Below are 22,899 nucleotides of genomic sequence, written 5' to 3'. Positions count from 1 at the left end.
GATTGTGGATTAGAGATTGTGGATTATGAATTGTGAATTGAATCATTAACGAGATACCACATGGCGAATCGCAACTTACTCACCGACCGCCGGCCGACAGGCTGCGCACACCACGCAGGGGGGGCACTCCGCACGACCCTGATGCTCCTCGTCGGCTGTATGGCACTGTTGCTGTCGTCATGCGCCTTCAAAGGCTACAGCTTCAACGGAGCCAGCATCGACTACTCCAAGACAAAGACCATCACCATCGCCGACTTCCCCATCCGCTCCAGCTATGTGTGGGGACCCATGGCGCCCATTTTCAACAACGCGCTGAAAGATGAGTTTGCCAACCACACCAAACTCATCCAGGTGAGGCGAAACGGCGACCTGAAGATAGAAGGCGAAATCACGCAATACTCGCAACGCAACAAGTCGGTGTCGTCGGAGGGATACTCCGCGCAGACCGAGCTCTCGATGACCGTTGCCGTGCGCTTCACCAACAATACAAACCACCAGGAAGACTTCGAGCGGCAGTTCACCGCCACGCAGGTCTATGAGACTACGCAGAACCTGTCGTCGGTGCAGGAGGAACTCGTTACACAAATGTGCAAGGACCTCGTGGACCAGATCTTCAACGCCACCGTGGCCAACTGGTAAACACAGACAAGAGACAGATGGACTTAGTGCAACTCATCAAACATCCCGAGCTCATGGACAAGGAGACCCTCTATGATCTCCGCAGCCTCATCGCACTCTATCCATACTATCAGACCGCACGCCTCCTCATGCTGCAGAACCTCTACATCCTGCACGACCTCACCTTCGACGAAGAGCTGCGCAAGGCCGCCATCTACATCACCGACCGCAAGGTGATCTTCAATCTCGTGGAGGCCGCCCACTATAAGCTGCGCAACCTGCCGGCGACCAGAAAGACCGCGAAAGTCAAGGAGGAAACCGTAGAAGACCGTACCGCCCTGCTCATCGACAACTTCCTCGACACCATCCCCGTGGAGAGCGAGAAAGAGAAAGCCGGTCGCAAAAAGCGCAAGCCCACGCCCGCCGACGCCACCACCGACTATGTGAGCTACCTGCTCGAGACCGAGGAGGCTGCTCCCGCCGACACTCCGATCATGAAAGGACAGGCACTCATCGACCAGTTCCTCGACCAGTCGGGAGGCAAGATCGAGCTCAGCGAGGAACCGCGCTACCTACCCGAAATCGACGACACCCCCGAGGAGGAAAGTGAGAGCAACGCCATCTACTACACCGAGACGCTCGCCCGCATTTACATCCAACAAGGCAAATATCAGCGCGCTTTGGAAATTATTAAGCATTTAAATTTGAATAATTCAAAAAAAAATGCTTACTTTGCAGACCAAATGCGATTCTTGCGGAAGCTCATCCGCAACGATAGCGCCAAAGAGACAAATAAGAATTAAAAATAAAATAGTTTTAAGAAAAGATGGTTTATACATTATTAGTAGTATTTATCGTACTCGTATCGCTCCTGACGATCTTCATCGTGCTCATCCAGGAGTCTAAGGGAGGAGGCCTCTCATCACAGTTCTCCTCATCCAATCAGATCATGGGCGTCCGCAAGACAACCGACTTCGTCGAGAAAATCACATGGGGCCTCGCAGCCACCATGGTCGTGTTGAGCATCTTCTGCGCCTACACCGCGCCCCAGGCACAGCACGAGCAGAGCGTGTTCGACAGCCAGGCCGTGAAGACCGAGACCACCAACCCCGTCAACACACAGGGCTTCGGCGCAGGCCAAGCCACACAGGGCACGCAACAGAATGCTCCCGCGGCTCCGAAGCCACCTGTTACGCCGGCAAAGTAAGACAGGATAAAAAAATATCGGGAAATGTTTGGCTGTTCCAAATATTTCCCGTACCTTTGCATCCGCTTAAGATGATTGGGCAAACCCTTACACGGTGGATGTAGTTCAGTTGGTTAGAGCGTCAGATTGTGGTTCTGAATGTCGTGGGTTCGAATCCCACCCTCCACCCCACCAAGAAACAAGCGGAAATCCGATAGATAAAGGGTTTCCGCTTTTCTTTTATTATAAAGAAAACGAAAAGTATATACAGGCTCAGTAGAAATTTAGTAGGAATAGGAATAGGCATATACTTACCCCCAGTTCGGGATAAGTTGTGCATACGATGACTTGTACTTATTAATTTAAACACCACTAAGCGACCGCAGGCCAACGGTTCGTTTGGAATATCAAAATGTTTTATGTTAATAATATAAAAAATACCTATTTTTTTTAAGCGTTTTAGATTTAATATCAGTTTTTTTTTCTATTTTTGTCGAGAAGTTAATAATCTACATTACTGGATCTCTACATATTTTTAGTGTTATAACGAATTTTAAGTTATGCCAAAATCATTAGTTCCTAAAACGGCACCCATAAAAGATAAAAGTAACAATCCTACTTTTAGCGCAATACACTCATCAGACTCTCGCACATTTGTACATGCCAAGTTGGAGATGAGTTCGCCCGGCGATCTTGACGAGTATGAGGCAGACTTGGCTGCCGACAGTATTGTTGGTGGTGGCAAAGTGTATCGAGCATTGTCGGCAGGAGGTTCGGGTGGCATTGCATTGCCACGGGAAATGGAGAGCCGTTTGGCCTCGACCCAGGGGCAGGGCATGCCGATGCCTTCGGGGTTGCGGAACATGATGGAGAACGGTTTTACACGCGATTTTTCGCAAGTTCGTCTCCATACGGATCAAACGGCCTTTTCATTGAGCAATTCTATTTGTGCCAAAGCGTTTACACATGGCAATGACATTTATTTTGCTCAAGGCCAGTATGCTCCTTCAACCAAGGAGGGCCAACATCTTATTGCCCACGAGCTTGCCCATGTCGTTCAGGGGAATGGGAAAGTTTCGAGGAGCCCTAACTATGATTACCAGCGTGAAATCGCGGAGCGTTTTTTTTCATCCTCATGGACTTGGACACAATTCTACCGTTATTTGGAAATAGCACATCCAAATGTTATTAAAAAATTGGATCTGGAAGAGGAGCCTACAAGGTGGGGGGGGCTACTTGATGCAGACTTTAAAGATTATGGATTAGATTTTTTAATAAAAACTGCTAACAGTATTATAAACGATTACTATCACCGCCTATGTGATGATCCGCGATATAGGGAATTGAGTGACAGAGAGAAAGCTAATCAAGCTTATCATTTCGCTATAGCTGAATTTACTGACTTAGTTAAGCTCAGTAATGGCAACAAGGTTTTTGATACGCTTAAACAAATACTCTCTATAAAACAAAAGAACTTCAGTGAGTATCATCCGGAAAGTCAATCTTTTAAGAAATCACAAGAAATACTTTCAAAAGGGTTTGATCAGTTGGTGTTTGATGGCGAGATCTTTGACAATCGTGAGGATATACAGAAAGATGTTTATGATTTTCTGAGTACTTCCTGGCCAAAAGAAGTATTAGATGAAGTTGGTATCAAGGGACCTTCTGACATAGAAAACCATATAAAAGATTTTTCTATGCAAATGAGTAAGGTGGTTGATGCTTATGCAGCTATTGAGTTTCATAAAGCATACCCTGAAGATGCCTCTAAGAGATGGCTTAATGATCAATACAATGTATATGCTGAGAGTATCAGGGCACTTACGGGATATGAAGAGGAATACAAGAAAAAGGGGGATAAAGGAAAAGCCAGAGTAGCAGCTTTTTTCAAACAAATGATCCAAAATAGAAAGGATACTTTATATGAATTTCATGTTGACACGCGTGCGTTGGTATCGGCAGAAACTTGGACATACATATTTTTCAAGACGCTGGAAATAGAATTTTCTGTTATATTAGGAGCTCCCAGTGTAGCGGCACAATTAGAGTGGCTTTTCGGTAAGACCATTATTAAAGAGATTGCAGGTGCTATGCCGGGTATTTTAAGCGATAGCATCAGTTATTACATCTCCTTAGCAGCAAGCTCAGACAAGGAATGGGACAAGTGGGATGTTATAGAAGAACAGTCTACGATTATCCTGGTCAATATGCTTAAGCTAAAAGTTGGTCCGCTATTTGATGTGGATAAAGCCAAAGATATCTTTAAAGAAGCGATGGCAGATAAAGAGTTAAAGAAACTTGCTATACAGAGACTTATGCAGGAAATCATTGGAACAGAAGTCGTTGAGAATGGAATAGAGATCGTAACCGACATGGAAAAAAAGATGTTGCATGGAATGGTAGACAATTCTGCACCGAATATGGATGAAGTTTTAAATCCAATTTCAACTCTAGCTAGCATAGTCCTTAATCTGAATGAAGTTCTTGATGTTATTGGCTATGAGAAAGAGAGGTATATGATAGATATCCTAAAGGCTACAGGTGGAGCACTTTTTAGATAAAGATTAAATCCCATGATCAGTAAAACATTAGAGACCATACAAAAATATTTAGAAATCCAGTTTAAGGAAATGGGGACCGACTGGAAAGTCTATCTGAATGCGTTGGAGAAAGAAGGCCAGCAAGAAGAAGGTCTTTATATTACTCTTCTGCGGATTGAGGAAGAAACATCTATGAAAAAACAGGTCTCATACCACCCGCTCCCAGACAAGGAGGGCTATTTTGCTAATCCCGATCTTTGCATTAACCTCTTTATCGTGATCTCTTCGCAAGCACAAAATTATAACACGGCACTGATGCAAATATCTAAAACGCTGTATGTGCTTAATAACATATATGACTTTGCCCCACAGGAAGAAGAGCCTTTACCGCAAGAAGAAATGCTACAGCAAGCTAATGTCGCAAAGATCATGAAGAGCTTGTCTATAGAATTGCAAACTCTGACAGCGGAGCAAAATAATAGTTTATGGCAAACTTTAGGTTGTAAGGTTATGCCGGCAGTCTGTTATAAGGTTAGAATGCTTACGCTCAAAGACTCAAGACATATGGCGTATAAGGAAATCCGTGAGATACAACATGTGTGGAAAAAGATGTCTTTAAATCAAGAAGATGCTGATAATAAAAAGATTTAAATTAATATAATAAGTCGTACCGTTAAATTACAATCTTATGAATGATTACAAAACACCAGGTGTCTATGTGGAAGAAATCTCCAAGTTTCCGCCGTCTGTCGCGGGGGTAGCAACTGCAATTCCTGTTTTTATAGGAATAACTGAGAAATCTCCTTTTATTGGTAGTGTAACTGCAACATCTTCTCAGCAAGATGTCAATAATGCAGGAAATAAAAATGTGAGTACAGGCAGTACAACTGAAAAATCCTCTCCAAAGACAACAAAGGAGAATGGTCAGTCTACGAAGAGGATACTCAAACCGGTCAAGGTAATCAGTTTGCTTGATTTCGAGAGCAAATTTGGTGGCCCGAAACCTCTTGAAGTCAAGGAAACAAAATTAATCGGTTCAGAGTTTGTGCTTTATGACAGTATGCGCCTTTTCTTTGATAATGGAGGGGCTGAATGTTATGTCGTGTCGGTGGCAAGCTTCGAAGACACCATCACGGAAGCAACTTTCTCTGAAGAAGTATTTAAATGTTTGGAGACTGTGCCAGAGATAACAATAGTCCTATTCCCTGATGCAGCGACAAATTTTGACGCAACATTGCTTGGCTCTATTCAGAAAAGAGCTTTATCACATTGTGCAAAAATGCAAAACCGCATTGCTTTGTTGGATGTGAAAAGCACTGGTAATACGGATGCGGATATCAATGCATTCCGTGAGGCAGTTGGTACCAATAACTTGAATTATGGTGCAGGCTATTATCCATTCGTGAAGACAAACTATGCAAAAGATATTGATTTTTATCAAGTCGCGCACTGTTTTGTTTGGGGTAAAGAGGGTGAGCCCCAAAAGAATAGCGATTCGGAGAAAGCGAAATATGAGGCCAAGAAGTATGCCGCAACACAAAAAGATTACGACAGCGTGGTGGCAGCTTTGCTGGAGCCGGCTAAGATTATTCCGCCAAGCGGCGCTATGGCAGGTATCATTTGTACGAATGATGCCAAGAATGGTGTTTGGAATGCACCTGCCAATATCAGTATAAATTCAGTTTCTGATGTCAATGTTCACATCTCGGATACACAGCAGGGAAAAATGAATGTTCCTGCTGATTCGGGTATATCCGTCAATGCCATTCGCTATTTCAGAGGTAAAGGTATTCTTGTTTGGGGAGCTCGCACACTGGATAGTAATAGCAACGAATGGCGTTATATTCAAGTGCGCCGCTTGTTTGCCTATATAGAGCAAAGTGTAAAAAATGCCACGGCATGGGCTGTTTTCCAACCCAATACAGCAAACACATGGGTAAAGGTTCGTTGCCAGATAGAAAATTTCCTTTCTAACTTGTGGCGCGATGGCGCATTGGCTGGCTCTACAACGAAAGAAGCCTTTTATGTTTCCGTAGGACTTAGGGAGACAATGACAGAGGATGATATCAATAAGGGCATCATGAAGGTTGAAATTGGCTTAGCAGCTGTCCGGCCGGCAGAGTTCATTGTGCTCCAGTTCTCACACAAGGTTCAAGAGTCTTAATTTCGAATTTATAAAAAACAAACTATAAGCATTATGGCAAATAATAATTATCCCTTAACAGGCTTTCACTTTTCAGTGAAGTGGAGTGATGACGATGAGAATGTTTGTTTCTCTGATGTGTCGGGGTTGAATGTTAGCACGAAGGTGATTGAATATCGCAATGGAGCTGATAAGGAGTACACGACATTTAAAATGCCTGGACTAAAAACTTATGGCAATGTTACGCTCAAGCGCGGCACAATGAAAGCAGACAATGGGTTTTACACCTGGATATCAGAAATTAAGAATAATACCGTCACCAGGCGGGATATTATCATTTCTTTGCTTGATGAAGAGCATAAACCAGTTGTCGTGTGGAACTTGAAGAATGCGTTTCCCGCAAAGTATACCCCGGGAGACCTGAGTGCATCAAAGGGTGAGGTATTGGTTGAAAGCCTTGAACTTGCCTATGAGAGCTTCACCACAGATCATCCACAAAGTAAATAGAACAGAGTGAGGGTGCAGGACAGACAAGTTCTGCCTGCGCCCACTTTTCAATCTCATTCAATATTGACCCATGACAGGTAAAGATACAAAATCTTATATGTCAGCCTTTTCATTTATTGTGAGTTTCAAAAGGCCATTTAACCTTGAAGACTCAGGCTGGCAAGAAGTTTCGGGACTAATGTCAGAACTATCTGTTGAAGAATATAAAGAAGGAGGTGAAAACGGTTTTGTATGGAAACTTCCAAAGGAAGCTAAGTATAAGAACATTGTTTTGAAACGGGCAATGGAATCCCATAGTCTCGATTCTGATTTGATGAAGTGGGTGAAGGGAGCCTTAGAGGATTTCATTTTCAAGCCCGGTGATATGACGATCTCTATCGTTGATGAGAACATTAAGCCTCTGCGTACTTGGAATGTTACGGGGGTATATCCTGTAAAAATGGAGTCCTCATCACTTCATGCCAACAAGAATGAGCTGGCTATAGAGACAATAGAACTTGCATACCGATCATTTAAAGTGGAGAATGACACTTAAAATTAAGGAACTTACTATTAAAGCGGATTTCACTCGCAGCAGGAAAACTGCCCCTAACCCTCTGACAGCGGAAAAGCAAGTAGATAACATTTCGCATACCAACAGGGTGTACGAGAGACTGACAAGCCAAAGGAAAAACAGAGAACGATGATTAGGAAAATGGCATTTAGAGCATTCTCTGAGAATAGTTTCAAAGAGAAGGATGTAGTCAGTAAAGCTGAATACTTGGCAGTTTTAAATCCTACTTCTTTTGTGCGAACCTTATCCGTTAAGAGTGAAGATAAAAAGAATCAACCTCTCGGGTCGGTAAATGATGTCGGTAAGGGCATGGGCTTTGAGAGTGAAGTGATTAAATTTGATCTTCTCATCGATGGCACAGGATTGGTAGACGAGAATCGAAGCGATGTAAAAACAGAGATTGATAAATTCTTGGAAATCGTATATTCTAATCCCGAAATGGGCTATAAAGCACCTTATGTAGGAATTGAATACGCTGGAATATTGATGTTATGCAAACTGACATCATTAGAAATTGTTTATCAGCTGTTTCATCAGGATGGAACTCCACTACGAGCAAAACTATCTTGTAGCTTTAAAACGGTTTCAAGGCCTAAGCCTTCTCAAAAGAAGAAGCCCCCCAAAGCAAAGCAAGAGTGTCGCCCCATATGCGAATGTACTTGTGCCAGCGAGGTGACAGATCAGGCCAGCAAGTTGGGAAAAGATACGATACATGAAATAAAATAATTCATGGAGAAGAAAGACATCTTTATTCAAGATACAAGCTTAAGTGTGAAAATTAACGGTAAAGAGACCGAATTTGCACCTTATATTATATCAGTAGTTACAGAAACGGAGTTTCATCGTTTGGCTACTGCGGAAATCGCATTGAATGATGGCGGCTTTAATGATGAAGACTTCGTGATAGGAGATTCCGATAATTTCTTGATTGGAAAAGAGATAAGTATCAGCGTTGGAAAAGAGGAAGAGCAGAAATGTATTTTCAAAGGAATTATTGAAATGCAGCATCTTCAGCTGAGTAGTGATGGCGCAAGATTAACAATCGAGGCAAAGCATCCTGCATATAAGATGACTTTAGAAAGAAAAATACGCAATTTTGAAGATTGTTCTGATCAAAAGGTTATCAAGGATATATGCTCGGCGTACAATATTCAAGTTGAAGTAGAAGACACTTCGATCCAGCACGAAAGAATAGTGCAATATAATTGCACGGATTGGGACTTTATCAATATGCGTGCAGAGTCTGTAGGAATGGTAGTGGTTACGACGCCAGAAGGAATAAAAATTAAATCCCCTGAAGTAAATGCTGAACCGGCTTTGAATATAGCAAACGGTTATAATTTATATAATCTGGATTTAGAATTGGATGGGAGGTATGCCCATAAGTCATATAAGACAACCGGCTGGAATTATTCTACACAGGAAAAAGAAGAGGAAACATTGCAAGGAGGTCAATATGGCTATGCCATGGGTAATCTGCCTATTGAAAAACTTGCAGAAGCAAATGACAGGAACGAACTGTCGCAACCTACATTGGGCTATATGGAAGTGCGTGATGCGATGATAGCCTATCATAAGATGCTGAGCATGCGTACTGATCTTGCAAGGATAATCGGTTCGGCAGAAATATGGGGGGAGGCCTTAGAGCCAGGACAGATGGTGGCCTTCGAGAATATCGGGAAAAGATTTGATGGAAAGATCATTGTGTCATCGGTTTCTCATACAATAGAGAATGGAGATTGGCATACGAAGATAACTCTTGGAATGGATAAAACACTCTATGCAGAGCGTTACGACAATATAGAGGCCAAACCAGCTGAAGGCATGATGCCCTCCGTACATGGTTTGCAAATAGCGAAAGTTGTTGCTTTAGAAGGAGATCCCCTCGGGGAAGAGCGTATAAGCATTAAATTACTCGTGAACGAAAATACTATAATTTGGGCACGATTAGCGATGCTTGGCGCGGGGAAGGAGCGCGGTGTGGTATTCTATCCGGAGATTGATGATGAGTTAATAGTCGGATTTGTTGATGACAACCCCAATAACGCAGTAGTACTTGGAATGCTGCATAGTAGTACGCTTCCCTCGCCAATAGAAAAGTCTGATAGCAATCATCAAAAGGGGATTATCAGTCGAGAAAAGCTAAAGATTCTATTTGATGATGATCAAAAAGTATTGACACTGGATACACCGGGCAATAATCGTATTACACTTAGTGACGCAGATGGTGGAATCTATATTCAAGATCAAAATGGCAACAAAATATCTTTAGATAGTAATGGCATATCCATGGAAACGAACCAAGCCATAAACCTGAAGGCAAGCCAGGGGATATCCATTGAAGGTAGTAATGTGAATATAAAGGCAAATTCACAATTGAAATTACAAGGAACGGCAGCCTGTGAGTTGTCTGCATCCGGAAATACCATTGTGAAAGGTGCAATAGTACAAATCAATTAATACTTGGAAAGATGGCAGCTGCAGTGAGAATAGGTGATATAACAAATCATGGAGGCGTTGTTACAGGCCCCGGAGTCGCAAGTGTGCTGATTGGTGGAATGCCTGCGGCAGTCGTAGGTGATTTGCATACCTGTGCAATCGTTGCACCGACGCATTTACCGGCTTCACCATTCCTCGTGGGGAGCGCCACGGTGTTGATAGGTGGTAGGCCCGCATTAACAACAACCAGTACAGCGGGATGTGGAGCCATGCCAATCGCAGGATGTCCTACCGTTATTATAGGGAAATAAATTATGGAAGAAACAGTTGGAAGAGGATGGGCCTTTCCACCTCGATTTAGCAAGATAAGCAATACAGTTGCGCTTACAGAATCCGATCAGGAGGAAATAGAGCAAAGTTTGATGATACTATTCCATACAAAGCAGCAAGAGCGACTTTTCCACCCTCAATATGGCTGCAATATAGAAGATTATCAATTCCTTGGCACCGATACAATGCGCATCAAGCGTCTTGAGAAACTTTTTAGGGAGATTATTACAGAATTCGAGCCGAGAATATCGCTTGATTCGTTATCAATCAATAGTTCAGAGATTCTTAATGGAAAGCTCATGTTGACAATCGCATACACTATTTTAGAAACAGGAAATGAATATAATATGGTGTATCCCTTTAACTTTGAATAATAACATATCATGGCAATTGTAGAGAATTATATCAGTACTCATAGTGGAACATTCCAGACGGATCGATTCCCTTTGGCACTTGCCTCAGACTATATCCGCATAGACGAGCGCGACTTTAGTGATCTCATTAAACAAGTTGCCAATTTTGCCCATCAAGTTAATTTTTACGATGATGAAGGCCATAAGGCCGGAACATGGATAGAGTTTTTTCAAGAGTTCTACGATGGGGAGCAAGTAAATGTGAAAGAATTAGAACTGCAGATGAATCGTGGAAATATAAAACCACACTTTGCACTGATGTTGGCTTTCTTAAAACTATTTGCGATAGAACAAAAAAATCTAAATAGTCTGACCGAGAAACACATGGAATTCTACTATAAGCAGATATTGAACTTCCTACCCCGCAAAGGAACTTATGGTACAGTCCCTGTATTCTTCACCTTGAGAAAGAATGTCCAGAGCGTATTCCTACCTAAAGGGACATTATTTGATGCGGGAAAAGACGCGAACTCTCGTCCTATTATGTATAAATCGATGGATGATGTTACCTTGACCCATACTGCTATTTCTAAAATATGGTGGAGTAATGGTTCTACTATCAAACGCTTAGGTGAGAATGGTTCAATAGGGGGAGAAGAAAATTATAGTATTTATATATCGTCAGCAGCTTTCTTACTTAAAGATGGGGTTCGTATTATTTCCTTTGGCAATGAGTATATAGGCAAATTTGGTATAGAATACACTACAGAAACAGGATGGTCGGAAGAGATCTTCCCGCAAGGTAATAAAGTAACGATAGATGAAACCAAACCTGCATTTGTTGCCTATAATAGTAAGACGCATGGTACTGCATGCACTGGCTGTTCCGTACCAGTATTAAAAATTACGAGTGCTTGTATCGATACATTAGAAGCCTTTATTAAAAAGAAGGTTGTAATCAGTATTGAGGTGAAAGGCTCTAAAGACATTATTATAAAAAATGCTATGGGCATCTTACAGAACGAAGTAGGAGTTATGCCTTTTGGAACTAAATGCCATAAGGGCGATAAACTGCAACTTATACCTCCTCTGTCCGCATGCTCGATAAAAAATGTGCATATAAAATTAGATAATTCCGTTTATATTCTCTCTGGTGATAAGAAAAGGTTAACATTGAACAGTAAAGACTATGATCAAGATGCTTACACGAGAGAAATGGTTAATTTCGTATTGAAGAAAAGCGAGATACAACCAAAACGAAGAGATATAATTAGACTGGATGAACCTATATCAGTAGACTATAATTGTAAGGATATTGCATTTAGAACATATGTAACTTCTTCAATTTCAAAAGAACTAACAGAGACCTCTTTATCTTCGTTTCAAGACAGTTCAGAGAGTCAGGCTCTTATTATAGAATTGGAAGGCAACAATTTACCTTGCATTCTCAGTATTTATTTTTTATTAAATGCTTTCAAGAAAAGTGATGCACATGTAGTACAATGGTCTTTCTTCTGCGATAATTGTTGGCAAAAATTCAGCCCTTATCATTTATTAAAAGATACGACAGAAGGATTGCGGCAAACAGGTATTGTGAACTTAAATATAAGCAAACCAAATATTAAATGGATTCGTGCCGTTCTCTCAAGCTCTTATGAGCCTACGGTTATAGAAAGTATTTGTACTCAAGTTGCAGAACTTTCTTTTGATACAAATTCAGAAAGCTCTGCACAAGTCGGGGTGGCATTGAAAGCCAATACCATTTCAAAGCTTGTTACACAAGTCGCTGGAATTAAAAAAGTGTATCAACCCTATGTTGGCAAGCAAGGTATCTACGATGAAACAAGAGAACAATATATATGTAGGGTAAGTGAAAAACTTCGGCATAAAGGTAGAGCGTGGACACCTTGGGATTATGAGCGATTGGTGCTCGAACGCTTTCCACAAATATCCGTAGTACGCTGTTTCCCCGCTTTCAATGGTCAGCATAAGGAATGCCCTGGCAATGTGCTTTTAGTTGTTGTCCCTAAAAAAAATGATGCCGCTTTACCACTTAATAATAAACCGGAAGTTGAAGCCGCTTTATTATTAGATATTAAAAAATATATTGAAGCATGCAGTTCTACACAAGTTAATGTCCATGTAGAAGCTCCTTTGTATGAAGAAATTAAAGTTAGTTGTACTTTATGTCTGCGTCAAGGTTATTCCGACAAAAACCATTATTCTTCACTCCTTAATCAGCAATTAATACATTATTTGGCTCCTTGGGTTTCGTCGACGGAGCAGATTTCTTTCGGGCGTAAGCTCCATGAATCGAAACTTTTGATGTTTATAACAGAGTTGCCTTATGTGGATCATGTCGTGGCACTTAAAGTGTATCATGATGGTGCCTTGGTAAATAATGGAGAAACAATAATGCCTAAGGCCATAACTTCTATACTAACGACAGCAGATAATCATACTATCAATATCGTTTAATTATGTTAGAATACGAAAATATATCCCCGTTGGATTACGACAAACTGAAACAATATGGTTTGGAGTATATACAGCAAATAGGCCATAAATTGTGGACAGATCATAATGTCCACGATCCAGGTGTTACTTTCTTGGAAGCTCTTTGCTTCTCTTTGACGGATCTGGGCTTTCGTACCTCTTTTGCGATGGTGGACCTGCTGACCTCAAAAGGAGAATTACATCCTAAATTAAATGGAAGTCTTTTCCCGGCAGCCCATATCTTGTCGAGCAATCCTACAACAATTACTGATTATAGGAAATTTATATTAGAGCATGTTCCAGGTGTCAGAAATGTTTGGATGAAGCGTGTCGAAAAGAAAATTGATAAGGCCACACCAACGAATATAAAGGAAGAACTCCGTGTGAAGGGTTTCTATGACACGACCATTGAGTTGGAAGAAAATGTTTTTCTTCATGAAATACAACGGTATATTCGGAGAAATAATGCAGGCCAATACACTGCTGAATATGCCGAGAAGTATACGGATGTTTTTCGAGCTTATGTCAAGAACATGCTCCAGAAACATCGCAATTTGTGTGAGGATTTTGTAAATGTAGAGGTTTCCAATCCTGTAAAGATTGGTATCTGTGTTGAGATCGAACTCGACGATGCAATTTTATCACAAAAAGATTTGGACGAGAAGCAAATTCTTCAACATATTTATGATGCGGTAGATCAATATATATCACCATCTATCAGTTATTACACGATAACCGAATTGCTTCAAAAAGGTAAAACACCAGAAGAAATTTATCAAGGGTGTTTGCCGCGTCTGGGTTTCGTGGACTATAGTGAACTTGAGCACTTTGAGAAAAAAATCAGACTTAATGAGTCCGATATTATAGCAATAATACTGAAGATAGATGGTGTAAAGAGTATACATCATTTCCATTTTAAAGTAAAGACAGAAGATTTAGAAAAAGGGTTGGTTACAGTCTTTGGGTCTCAACTTATCTTGAACGAGCCGAATATACATCACCTGTCATTTACATCCCTTTTCAATAACCATAGAAAAGAAGATGGTCATTCCGGCTCTGAGGTTCTGACGAATGAGGTTGTTTTTTTAAAGAATTGGTTCCCATTCTATCCTAAAAAAACAGAAATCGTTGTTGGGAATAATCATCGCAAGATAATAGATAATCTCGAATTGCAGTTGCCGATACCATCGGGGAGATATCGTAATTTGGATCGTTATTTTAGTTTCCAGCAGTATTTACCACACTGTTATAAAATGGATAAAGATAGTTGCGATGAAGAGGAAGATGGTAAAAAGGATGGGCAGAAGCTACAGTTGAAAGGGTATTTAACATTCTTTGATCAGCTGCTGGCCGATTATTTGGCACAGTTGAATTCCCTGCAAGACTATTTCTCTTTAGATGAAAGTAAAAATATTGATCCGACCTACTTTTACAAGCAGCTTACAGAGGAAGAAATTTGCAATATAAACAAAATTATATCTGATTATCAGGAAGGATATGCCGAAACAAAAGAGCAAGCATTACATCGGCGTGATAAACTTGTCAATCATTTATTGGCACGATTTAATGATACATTTGCAAATTATGCAGCTTTAAGTTTTGCCTTGGGCGAAAAGGATAAAGTTGACAAATTTGACCTGAAAGAAAACATCGAAGACAAAAAGCGTTATCTCAAGCGTTATCCCGAAATCAGCGGTAATCGCGCAAAAGCACACGATTATACAGAAGAGTGGAGTCTAAGCGGCATCGAAGACAGAATATTGACACGCCTTGGAATTAATAATCCACAGAAACAGGTTCGTTTAGCCCCATCAGTTATATCATCATATAAAAGAAAAACAAGCGGCATTATTGTTAGAAAGTTTGTTGATAATCGGAATGAGACTTTTGAGAATACATTTGGCCTACATGTCATGGAACACATACTATTGGTTCCGCATGATGGCCTAACGGAGGCTGCGACCCTTAGACTTTCAGAGGATGGGGAGAAAGAAAAAATCCTACATGACCCTTATTCTTTCCGAGTAACTGTTGTCTTGCCGGGATGGCTTTCTATTTGTCAAAATTATTATTTCCGTCAGTATGTAGAAAGTGTGATACATGAAGAAATACCTGCTCATATCGCATCTAAAATATGTTGGTTGAGTCCAAATGTCATGTATGATCTCGAAAGAGCATATGTAGACTATTTGAAAGTGATGAAGGTTTGTCCCCATCCCTTATATACAAGAGAATGGATACAGAAACAAAACGGGGCCATTGAGCGCCTGGTATCAGTATTTAATAGGTTTAGAAATATTTATATGCCAATGAAGTTGGATGGTGATATTTTTTCCGGACCGGACGAACATTATGTTAAACTTGACTATTGTAATATATCAGAAGATATGGATTGGGAAAAACAGTTTGAAAGTAAAAAACATAGATAATACTCATTATGAAGCAAAAAAAATATCCATTTTTTAGTCCAGGACAGGTTTTATCCAGCTCTGCACTAAACGAATCTTTTGGGTACAGTGATGAGCAGATCCAACTTACCCGCAGTGAGTTTATAGGTTTTGGCATAGTGAAGGGACTGACTTATTCATTCCGGGAAGGAAACCTTACGCTATCTGCCGGAGTAGGAATAACTTCCAACGGTACATTGATTCATATAGAAACTCCCATCACCTATAAAGCAATCTTAAAGAGCGACAATACAGACTTTGACTATGATTTATGTCAGGAAGTATCTAAGAATGTAACGGAGAGTTTACCCAATACTCTTGATAAATACCTTATAGTATTAACTCTTACATTAAAAAATAAAAATCAAACATATTGCAGTGAACATTCATGTGATATTCGTGCCACAGACAAAGAAATAACCATTGGGCTTCATTTAAGGAAAAAGAGCGCCCAGTCGAGGCCTGCGTTTTGTTACCTGAAGCCAATAGACGCTTTTGTTAATTTGGAACAGTTGCACGGATTGTTCGTGATGTTAAATGTAAATGTTTTGAATTTAAGAATGCGCGAACTCTTCAAAACAAATCTTTCAAAGATTTCAAAAGGATTAATAGGCGTTACCCAGATATTAGATCCCTTGTTCGTAGAACACTCTACGAGGGTAAGCCCTTCTTCTCATTGGTTCAGTCTTTTTAAAGATACAAGCGTGCTAGGAGGTGAATTGCTGAATATTGTCGGTAAATATACTCCTCAATGGCATAAGAATATTAATGAAGTACCAATGTATTATTTGCAGCATTTGGAAGATTTGGCAATATCAATCAATGAATGTCTTAGCTTCTACAATGAGTTTGTGTGCCGATATCCCCTACTTCCAATGGGCATCTCCCACGCATCTAATGAATTGGTTCTTGGAACGGGATCAACATTAGCGCAAGAAGACATTTATCGTTCATATTTTATTCCTGCGAGCAATGAAGAATTAAATATTGAGGCAACGAAACTATATCGACTGATTAAACGGATTGTTTTGCTTTGTAAAAATTTCTACGGTAGCAATACATTCAGTGGTGCAACTAAAGCGTTTTGGTATAATCCACAATGCTCTTTAGGCGAGCGCCCTATCCCATATTACTATACGACGGATGCTGAATTCAAGAAATACTGGACAGCTCCTCAACTCTCTTCGAAAAAGACAATAGGAGACTATGATGCTATCACAGGTCTTGAACCTCAGGCAAGAAATGTGCAAAACAGCTTTTTCCTGCAAGGGCATTATGGTGCTAATGTTCATGAAGTTGAAGACATGCTCAAAAAGTATATCTCTGAAAACTGCCTTCCTATTGAGGTAAAGGTTGCAAAGGCCTATAAAGCAAAGCTAAAAGGAAATACAGGTAAAAATCATGTCGATTTCGTCGAGACACTTAAAAATACAGTTGCTAACTATTCTTTCCGCGATAGAATAAGGAAAAAGCTCGCTAAGATTGAGAAATCAGAAACAGGTTCTATTCCCGTAGTGAGAGTTATGAGTCATTCTGATCGGAAAATGGAGTTGGTAAGTGTGTCAACCGATCATTTACAGGATATTCCAATCTACCTTCGTCAAGCCTTAGTGAAACCTTACCGGGACTCACAAAGGAATGAAAAAAAATGTCGTATCCTTATTTATAATCCATGCGCAAAAGCGTATAGGGTTGTAAATGTGGACAAAGAAGAGACCCTATCTGATAGTACAACAGCAGAGAGTATGTCAAAAAAACAAATAGAGACACTTGAAAGCTGGAATATGTTTTGCCCGGAAATCCGCAAAACGCTTGATGCGATCGAACAGGTGGGGGTGTCATGGGGTGAATTAATATCAGCTGCATATTGTCATAAAGCCATAAAAATGGAGACAATAGATAACTTTATGGAAAAATTCAATAGTATTGAACCATGGGATATATTATGTTTTGCCGCATTTATGGCAGACAACATTGCCTTAATGAGAACGACCAAGAAGCATTTATACAGGGTTCCTCTTGTGGCAGCGATATCCTCTCTCCATTCTTACTATAAAAGATGCTATGCTCCACAATATCAATACGCTGAAGGCTATTGTGGATGTAGGAAGAAAGACACGCTTCTCTTACTTCATTATGACGATAGAATTATTTTTGACGCAATGATATAAAAACTTTCCAAAAAAATTGGACAATTGAAAAAGATTGATTATATTTGTCGCAGAATAGTAGTAACATCTGTAAAAAATGGTGTAAAAAGCATATTCAGCAGACATGGTAATTTAGTATGAAGGGCTACAGCAATGGAGTTCTGGATTATGAAAATTTCTGTGAATGACGGAAAGGGCAAGGTCTGAGCATGTTGAAAGGTCTTGAAAATGAGATGTTAAAATCCCTCGCATAAGATTGAATGTATGCGGGGGATTGCTATTTATAGAGTTCAAATTACCCTACCATTTTATCGTCTTGCCTACTTTTGTATACTCTTTTTTAATCCCTTCTATTATATCATTCTTTCGTATGATATGCTCGTTCCGATCCATGGCCATTAGCGAACAATACTGAACTACATTGAGGATAGATCCCCCCGAAAGTTCATAAGTTTCAGAAATTTCTCGAAGATTAACCCCTTTTTCGAAAGTACATTTTCGTGAAAAAGTATTCTTCCATAATGTTTCGCGCATAGAGGCATCAGGCATGGGGAAGTTCACCATGATTTGGAAACGCCTGGCAAAGGCTTCGTCTATGTTTGCCTTAAAGTTAGTTGACAAGATAACCAAGCCTCGGTAATTCTCCACCCGTTGAAGTAAGTATGCAACTTCTTGATTGGCATACCTGTCATGGGCATCTTTTACATTGGTTCGTTTGCCAAATAAGGCATCTGCTTCGTCAAAGAAAAGTATCCATTCCCTGTTTTCAGCGAAATCAAATATCTTTGCCAAGTTCTTTTCTGTTTCTCCGATATATTTTGAGATGACCATAGACAAGTCTATACAAAAGACTGGTTTGTTCACTTCCTTGCCTAATAGCATCACCGTGAATGTTTTTCCACTCCCCGACGGTCCATAGAAAAGAGCCCTATAACCATGCTTGATTTTTCCTTCCAATTCCCATTCCTTGCGTATTCTTTCCCCATGCTTGACCCACAATTTGATCTCGTTTACTTGTTTTATGGTTGCTTCATCCAATACGAGTTCGTCCCAAGAACGCTCTGTTGAGACTATGGTCGCAGGAAAAGAACTGGAAAAATCGGGGATATAAACCCGATGGAAAAAAATACTTTCTAAAAGCTCTTGTGAAGGTTGTATCAGCCAATTTGCAAAAGAATCAATCGTGTTTTCTCTCTTTTTCAAGAATTCTTGAGACGAGAAAAACGGATGTTTGGTGAAATAGGCACCGAGTCTCATTCGCTCATCTACATCATCTCCCGCCAAAATAAATAGAGCTGTCGCCAATGTTGGCCTGACCCCTCCCGTCGTTTCATTATCTTCGCACCCAAATTCCACAAACCGTTGCCCCGTATGATTATTCTTCACTTGGAAGCAATCCAGTATTTGCGGCCTCAGAAAAGGAATCCATGCCAATAATGACAAGACGCGATCAGGGAAAGTCATCTTGTGATTTTGTAAGAAACGGCAATAAGAGCTCGTTTCATCCATTGGCGGAAGTTGTATTTGCCGTATATCCTGATACTCGCACTCTTGATTAAAATAGAGTTTCAGGCGTGTGATAACGATATCTGTAAACCACTGTAATTCTAAATTTAAAAAATTGTCCTTTTGCATACTTTTAGTTGTTCGGTTGCCAGTCTATCCAAATCATATTCTCTATCCAGGGGAACATGATTGTAGAACATCCCCATGGCAAATCATTCATTAATATGTCAATCGCAGATCCTTTGACTCTTACTGTCCAATAAGGTTCTTCAAAATCCAACAGCCCGGATCGTTGTATAAACGAATATTGTAATCCCGATATGGAAGTGTTGTTTAATGGTTTCCAGTGTTGGCAGACTGCAGCCAGCAGGTTGTTGACTTCTTGTCGCTCTTCTTTTTCTATTTCATATTCTCTGGGAATAGGGAAGTTAACGGGAAGCCCACATAGCAATTTCTCTAAAGATAGCTTATGGCTGTGGTGCAGTTCCTCGTCGCTTGCGAGGAAATGGAGTAAATGCACGGCGTGTACGGCATCATTTATAGACGCAAACCTGTCGCGCTCGTCCAATAAGTTTAACTTTCTCAAGAAAGAAGGTATAAACGGATGCAGCAACACGAGCCCTGCTGTTGCCGTGAAGAAACGGCGACTATCCATGTCGGCTCCATACCCCGATGCCGGCAAAGATTGGGCTAATTCCACTTCGATACTGTCCCAACTCTTTTCCAACAACTGTTGATAATATGCTTCTTCCGTAGGAGGAAACGAGCCGGATGCCCCAGACGCTTCTTTCCCGTCGCCTTTCTTTTCCGCAAGTTTGCCCACATGCGTCCTTTTTTGAAGCGTTACTTGTTGAGTGCTAAGCCCTCTTTGGGAATGCTCATGCTGCCTGCTCTCTGCGTGTTGCGGCAAGGATTTCCCAAAAGGATATGGGCTTCCTTGGCTTCTGGGCTGCCCGCTCTCTGCGTGTTGCGGCAAGGATTTCCCAAAAGGATATGGGCTTCCTTGGCTTCTGGGCTGCCCGCTCTCTGCGTGTTGCGGCAAGGATTTCCCAAAAGGATATGGGCTTCCTTGGCTTCTGGGCTGCCCGCTCTCTGCGTGTTGCGGCAAGGATTTCCCAAAAGGATATGGGCTTCCTTGGCTTCTGGGCTGCCCGCTCTCTGCGTGTTGCGGCAAGGATTTCCCAAAAGGATATGGGCTTCCTTGGCTTCTGGGCTGCCCGCTCTCTGCGTGTTGCGGCAAGGATTTCCCTTCGCATAACACTTCAATAAGATGAAACAATGTGGTTTTCGGGATACTTTTTAGCCATCCTAAAAGCGCACGGTCTAATTTTTCGTTACGCCCATGAACACTTATCTGCTCCTTTGTCGCATGGTCCTGTTGCTGAATGAGAGCCAGAATTTCTCGGAACATTTGCTCCTCATTGTCGGCTGTATGATTTAATGCGTCGGGTAACACCACAGAATGGCGCGGTTGAGTAGCCACAGGTTGATCCATGCCAGCTTGTGTTTCCAATGGCTGTTCTTGGGTTCTCTGTTGTGCTTCCAATGGCTGTTCCTGGATTCTCTGTTGTGTTTCCAATGGCTGTTCCTGGGTTCTCTGTTGTGCTTTCCACGGTTGCTCCTCCGTCTCCGGCACATATTCCAACAGCATCTTGATATCCTGTTGATATGCGAGGACAATGAGTTCCAAGGCAAATTTACATAGAAAATCGGTCGTAAAGCATGAAAACAATCGGTAACGAGCCGTGTTGTTAATGGCGCATAGCTCTCGTAGCTGATTGATGTATGTGCCATCAGACAACAGAAGCTCCGCATATTGATTGACCCATTGTTCAGGTATGAAGAGCTCTGCATCTTCAGTCCAAGGGACTTCTTCAAATACAAGATACCTCAATACCTCATTGATCGCCTTGTATGGCTCGTCAGCCAATACTTCCTTTCCCCATTCCGGAGAGCCTGGGATGCGGTTTCCCGCTATGCGCGACCTGATTTCCTCATCCAATAAGAGGCGCAATTTATCCGGAATATCCGATGGTTTGATAGCACCTAAATCAATACATAAGTTCTCTATGTTTAGGTCATAATTGCTATATTTTTCAATAACTTCCTCTAAAACGGGCAAAACATAATCGTCATATTGCTTTTCCGCGATCTCTGTAACTTGGCTTTCCTCTCCCCAAAAGGAGTCATATTGGAAGTGCAGCGTTACATTATTGATTATATTTTCATGATTCCGATTCATTTTGTTCGAGATAAAGCGATTGGCACAGGCCAAAAGGCGGAAGGAATGTTCATCATGCTTCTCTGTTTTAGTTACAAACAAGATACGCAACAATCATCGCAGACAAAGTTACTGAATTATTTCGTATGGCAAATGATTTCCGCGAGTTTTTTGATGCAACGATGGCAAAATAGACACTAAAGAGCCACACAAAAGGGAATGATCATCGGGATTCAACGATGTCTAAAACAGGAAATGACGCTTATCATGATCCTCTTTCATGCTTCAGGCCATCGTTGCCTGAAGCGTTTCCGCCCGGGGAAATGCCAGACATCTGCGCCCCTCAATGCGCGGATGCACTTGAAAAGAGGTTGAGCACCACTACTCCCGCTACTATGAGTGCGATGCCAATGCCTGCCGCGAAATCGAAGTGTTGCTTGAAAAACACGACGGCAATGATGTTTCCCAATACAATTCCCAACGCCGCCCATAAAGCATAGGCAACGCCTAATGGAATCGTCTTCAAGGATAACGAGAGGAAATAGAAACAGGCGATATAGGTAACACAAGTTCCTACTACGGGCAATGGTCTTGTGAAACCTTCGGAAAGCTTCATGCACACTGTCCCCGCAGTTTCTAAAAGAATGGCAAGTGTAAGGAATAAATAAGCCATAACTTGAAAGTTTTAATTGATAAAGGCGGACCGTAACGCCGTCGCCCATCTGCGTTTCATCTGCAAAGGTACTCCTTTTTTCCCAAAATGCCAAATGCGACTCGTTGGTTCATGCCATCTTGATGTTACCGAATGATGGGCGAGGGATTCAGAAACAGACGGAAAGAAGTGCCTCCGCTTCCTTTATCGTATATCTGCAAAATGCGACCAAACATGGAAAGGAGATAAGCTGAAGAACCGCCCCATCCGCACAGGCTGTTTGACCAAGGAAACGCGCTACCCCTTGTTAGCTGTCTCCACATGACCGGACATCCGGCCATGTTCCTGCCAATCTTGCTTCCCTCTTATTCCTTTCTTTCAAAATAAATTTGTAATTTTTACAGAAAACCGTTGGAAGTATCAGGATTTTTTGTTAAGTTTGCAGCCATAACAAGATTCATGTGAAGACACTCGGACGATTTTTCTATCAGGCCTACCGCCTCTACTACGACGGATTCAGAAACATGACGCTGGGCAAGACGCTATGGGCGGTGATACTCATCAAGCTCGTCATCATCTTCGCCGTGCTGAAGCTGTTCTTCTTCCCCGACTTCATCCGCGGCAAGGCGGACAAGGGGCAGGAGTCTGAATTCGTGTCGACGCAGATACTGAAGCAAGGGGTGAAGGAGTAAAGGAATAAGGGAGGACCGGGGAGAGGCCAGAGGGAGGGCTTACTTTCAGCCGTCAGAAAGAGAGTA

At 41.5% G+C, this 22,899-nt stretch carries 19 protein-coding genes, 1 tRNA gene and 1 pseudogene; 18 read left to right on the top strand and 3 right to left on the bottom strand.

Annotated elements, in window-relative coordinates; genetic code table 11:
- The first annotated feature begins 141 nt into the window (after positions 1–141).
- From lptE to C7120_RS07530, 16 genes are all read left to right on the top strand, one after another.
- A complete protein-coding gene (gene lptE, locus C7120_RS07605) occupies positions 142–639 on the top strand; it encodes an LptE family protein (RefSeq protein ID WP_107621435.1) in 498 nt (165 codons plus the stop codon).
- A gap of 17 nt (positions 640–656) precedes the next feature.
- Positions 657–1,421 (top strand): hypothetical protein, encoded by a 765-nt coding sequence (locus tag C7120_RS07600; RefSeq protein WP_107621027.1) that lies wholly within the window; start codon positions 657–659, stop codon positions 1,419–1,421.
- 23 nt (positions 1,422–1,444) lie between these two features.
- On the top strand, positions 1,445–1,825 hold the full coding sequence (gene secG / locus C7120_RS07595) for a preprotein translocase subunit SecG (protein ID WP_107621026.1): 381 nt from the start codon (positions 1,445–1,447) through the stop codon (positions 1,823–1,825).
- Between the two features lie 94 nt (positions 1,826–1,919).
- Positions 1,920–1,996, top strand: a tRNA-His gene (locus tag C7120_RS07590).
- A gap of 368 nt (positions 1,997–2,364) precedes the next feature.
- A complete protein-coding gene (locus C7120_RS07585) occupies positions 2,365–4,365 on the top strand; it encodes a DUF4157 domain-containing protein (RefSeq protein ID WP_107621025.1) in 2,001 nt (666 codons plus the stop codon).
- Positions 4,366–4,377: 12 nt separating this feature from the next.
- A complete protein-coding gene (locus tag C7120_RS07580) occupies positions 4,378–4,995 on the top strand; it encodes a Pvc16 family protein (protein ID WP_107621024.1) in 618 nt (205 codons plus the stop codon).
- Between the two features lie 37 nt (positions 4,996–5,032).
- Entirely contained in the window at positions 5,033–6,508 is a 1,476-nt protein-coding gene (locus C7120_RS07575; RefSeq protein WP_107621023.1) for a phage tail sheath C-terminal domain-containing protein, read from the top strand.
- A gap of 33 nt (positions 6,509–6,541) precedes the next feature.
- Positions 6,542–6,994, top strand: coding sequence for a phage tail protein (locus tag C7120_RS07570; RefSeq protein WP_107621022.1), 453 nt, complete (start codon positions 6,542–6,544; stop codon positions 6,992–6,994).
- Positions 6,995–7,064: 70 nt separating this feature from the next.
- A complete protein-coding gene (locus C7120_RS07565; RefSeq protein WP_107621021.1) occupies positions 7,065–7,529 on the top strand; it encodes a phage tail protein in 465 nt (154 codons plus the stop codon).
- Positions 7,530–7,688: 159 nt separating this feature from the next.
- Positions 7,689–8,273 (top strand): hypothetical protein, encoded by a 585-nt coding sequence (locus C7120_RS07560; RefSeq protein ID WP_146154218.1) that lies wholly within the window; start codon positions 7,689–7,691, stop codon positions 8,271–8,273.
- Positions 8,274–8,276: 3 nt separating this feature from the next.
- The gene (vgrG, locus tag C7120_RS07555; RefSeq protein ID WP_107621019.1) at positions 8,277–10,007 is read left to right on the top strand and encodes a type VI secretion system tip protein VgrG; all 1,731 of its coding nucleotides are present in this window, start codon (positions 8,277–8,279) and stop codon (positions 10,005–10,007) included.
- An 11-nt stretch (positions 10,008–10,018) separates the two neighbouring features.
- The gene (locus tag C7120_RS14350) at positions 10,019–10,297 is read left to right on the top strand and encodes a PAAR domain-containing protein (protein WP_107621018.1); all 279 of its coding nucleotides are present in this window, start codon (positions 10,019–10,021) and stop codon (positions 10,295–10,297) included.
- A 3-nt stretch (positions 10,298–10,300) separates the two neighbouring features.
- Positions 10,301–10,690 (top strand): GPW/gp25 family protein, encoded by a 390-nt coding sequence (locus C7120_RS07545; protein WP_107621017.1) that lies wholly within the window; start codon positions 10,301–10,303, stop codon positions 10,688–10,690.
- A gap of 9 nt (positions 10,691–10,699) precedes the next feature.
- Positions 10,700–13,147, top strand: a complete 2,448-nt coding sequence (locus tag C7120_RS07540; protein ID WP_107621016.1) for a baseplate J/gp47 family protein — start codon at positions 10,700–10,702, stop codon at positions 13,145–13,147.
- A 2-nt stretch (positions 13,148–13,149) separates the two neighbouring features.
- A complete protein-coding gene (locus C7120_RS07535) occupies positions 13,150–15,594 on the top strand; it encodes a hypothetical protein (RefSeq protein ID WP_107621015.1) in 2,445 nt (814 codons plus the stop codon).
- Positions 15,595–15,602: 8 nt separating this feature from the next.
- Positions 15,603–17,783: a hypothetical protein gene (locus C7120_RS07530; RefSeq protein ID WP_107621014.1), complete on the top strand. Its 2,181-nt coding sequence runs from the start codon at positions 15,603–15,605 to the stop codon at positions 17,781–17,783.
- Positions 17,784–18,062: 279 nt separating this feature from the next.
- Here C7120_RS07530 and C7120_RS07525 read toward each other — a convergent pair whose 3' ends face one another.
- Together C7120_RS07525 and C7120_RS07520 are read right to left on the bottom strand one after the other, a co-directional pair.
- Positions 18,063–19,397: an ATP-binding protein gene (locus C7120_RS07525; protein WP_107621013.1), complete on the bottom strand. Its 1,335-nt coding sequence runs from the start codon at positions 19,395–19,397 to the stop codon at positions 18,063–18,065.
- A gap of 4 nt (positions 19,398–19,401) precedes the next feature.
- On the bottom strand, positions 19,402–21,510 hold the full coding sequence (locus C7120_RS07520) for a contractile injection system tape measure protein (RefSeq protein WP_146154217.1): 2,109 nt from the start codon (positions 21,508–21,510) through the stop codon (positions 19,402–19,404).
- 125 nt (positions 21,511–21,635) lie between these two features.
- On the opposite strand from C7120_RS07520, the pseudogene C7120_RS14150 reads away from it, so the two are divergent.
- Positions 21,636–21,801, top strand: a pseudogene (locus tag C7120_RS14150) (IS982 family transposase); the annotation flags it as partial.
- A gap of 31 nt (positions 21,802–21,832) precedes the next feature.
- Here C7120_RS14150 and C7120_RS07515 read toward each other — a convergent pair.
- Entirely contained in the window at positions 21,833–22,162 is a 330-nt protein-coding gene (locus C7120_RS07515; protein WP_107621011.1) for a multidrug efflux SMR transporter, read from the bottom strand.
- Between the two features lie 440 nt (positions 22,163–22,602).
- Here C7120_RS07515 and C7120_RS07510 point away from each other — a divergent pair, with 440 nt between their 5' ends.
- A complete protein-coding gene (locus C7120_RS07510; RefSeq protein ID WP_107621010.1) occupies positions 22,603–22,833 on the top strand; it encodes a DUF4492 domain-containing protein in 231 nt (76 codons plus the stop codon).
- Positions 22,834–22,899: the final 66 nt, after the last annotated feature.

This window comes from Prevotella sp. oral taxon 376 (genome assembly GCF_003043945.1).
Taxonomy (GTDB): Bacteria; Bacteroidota; Bacteroidia; order Bacteroidales; family Bacteroidaceae; genus Prevotella.
This window is presented reverse-complemented; position numbering and strand designations above follow the sequence as displayed.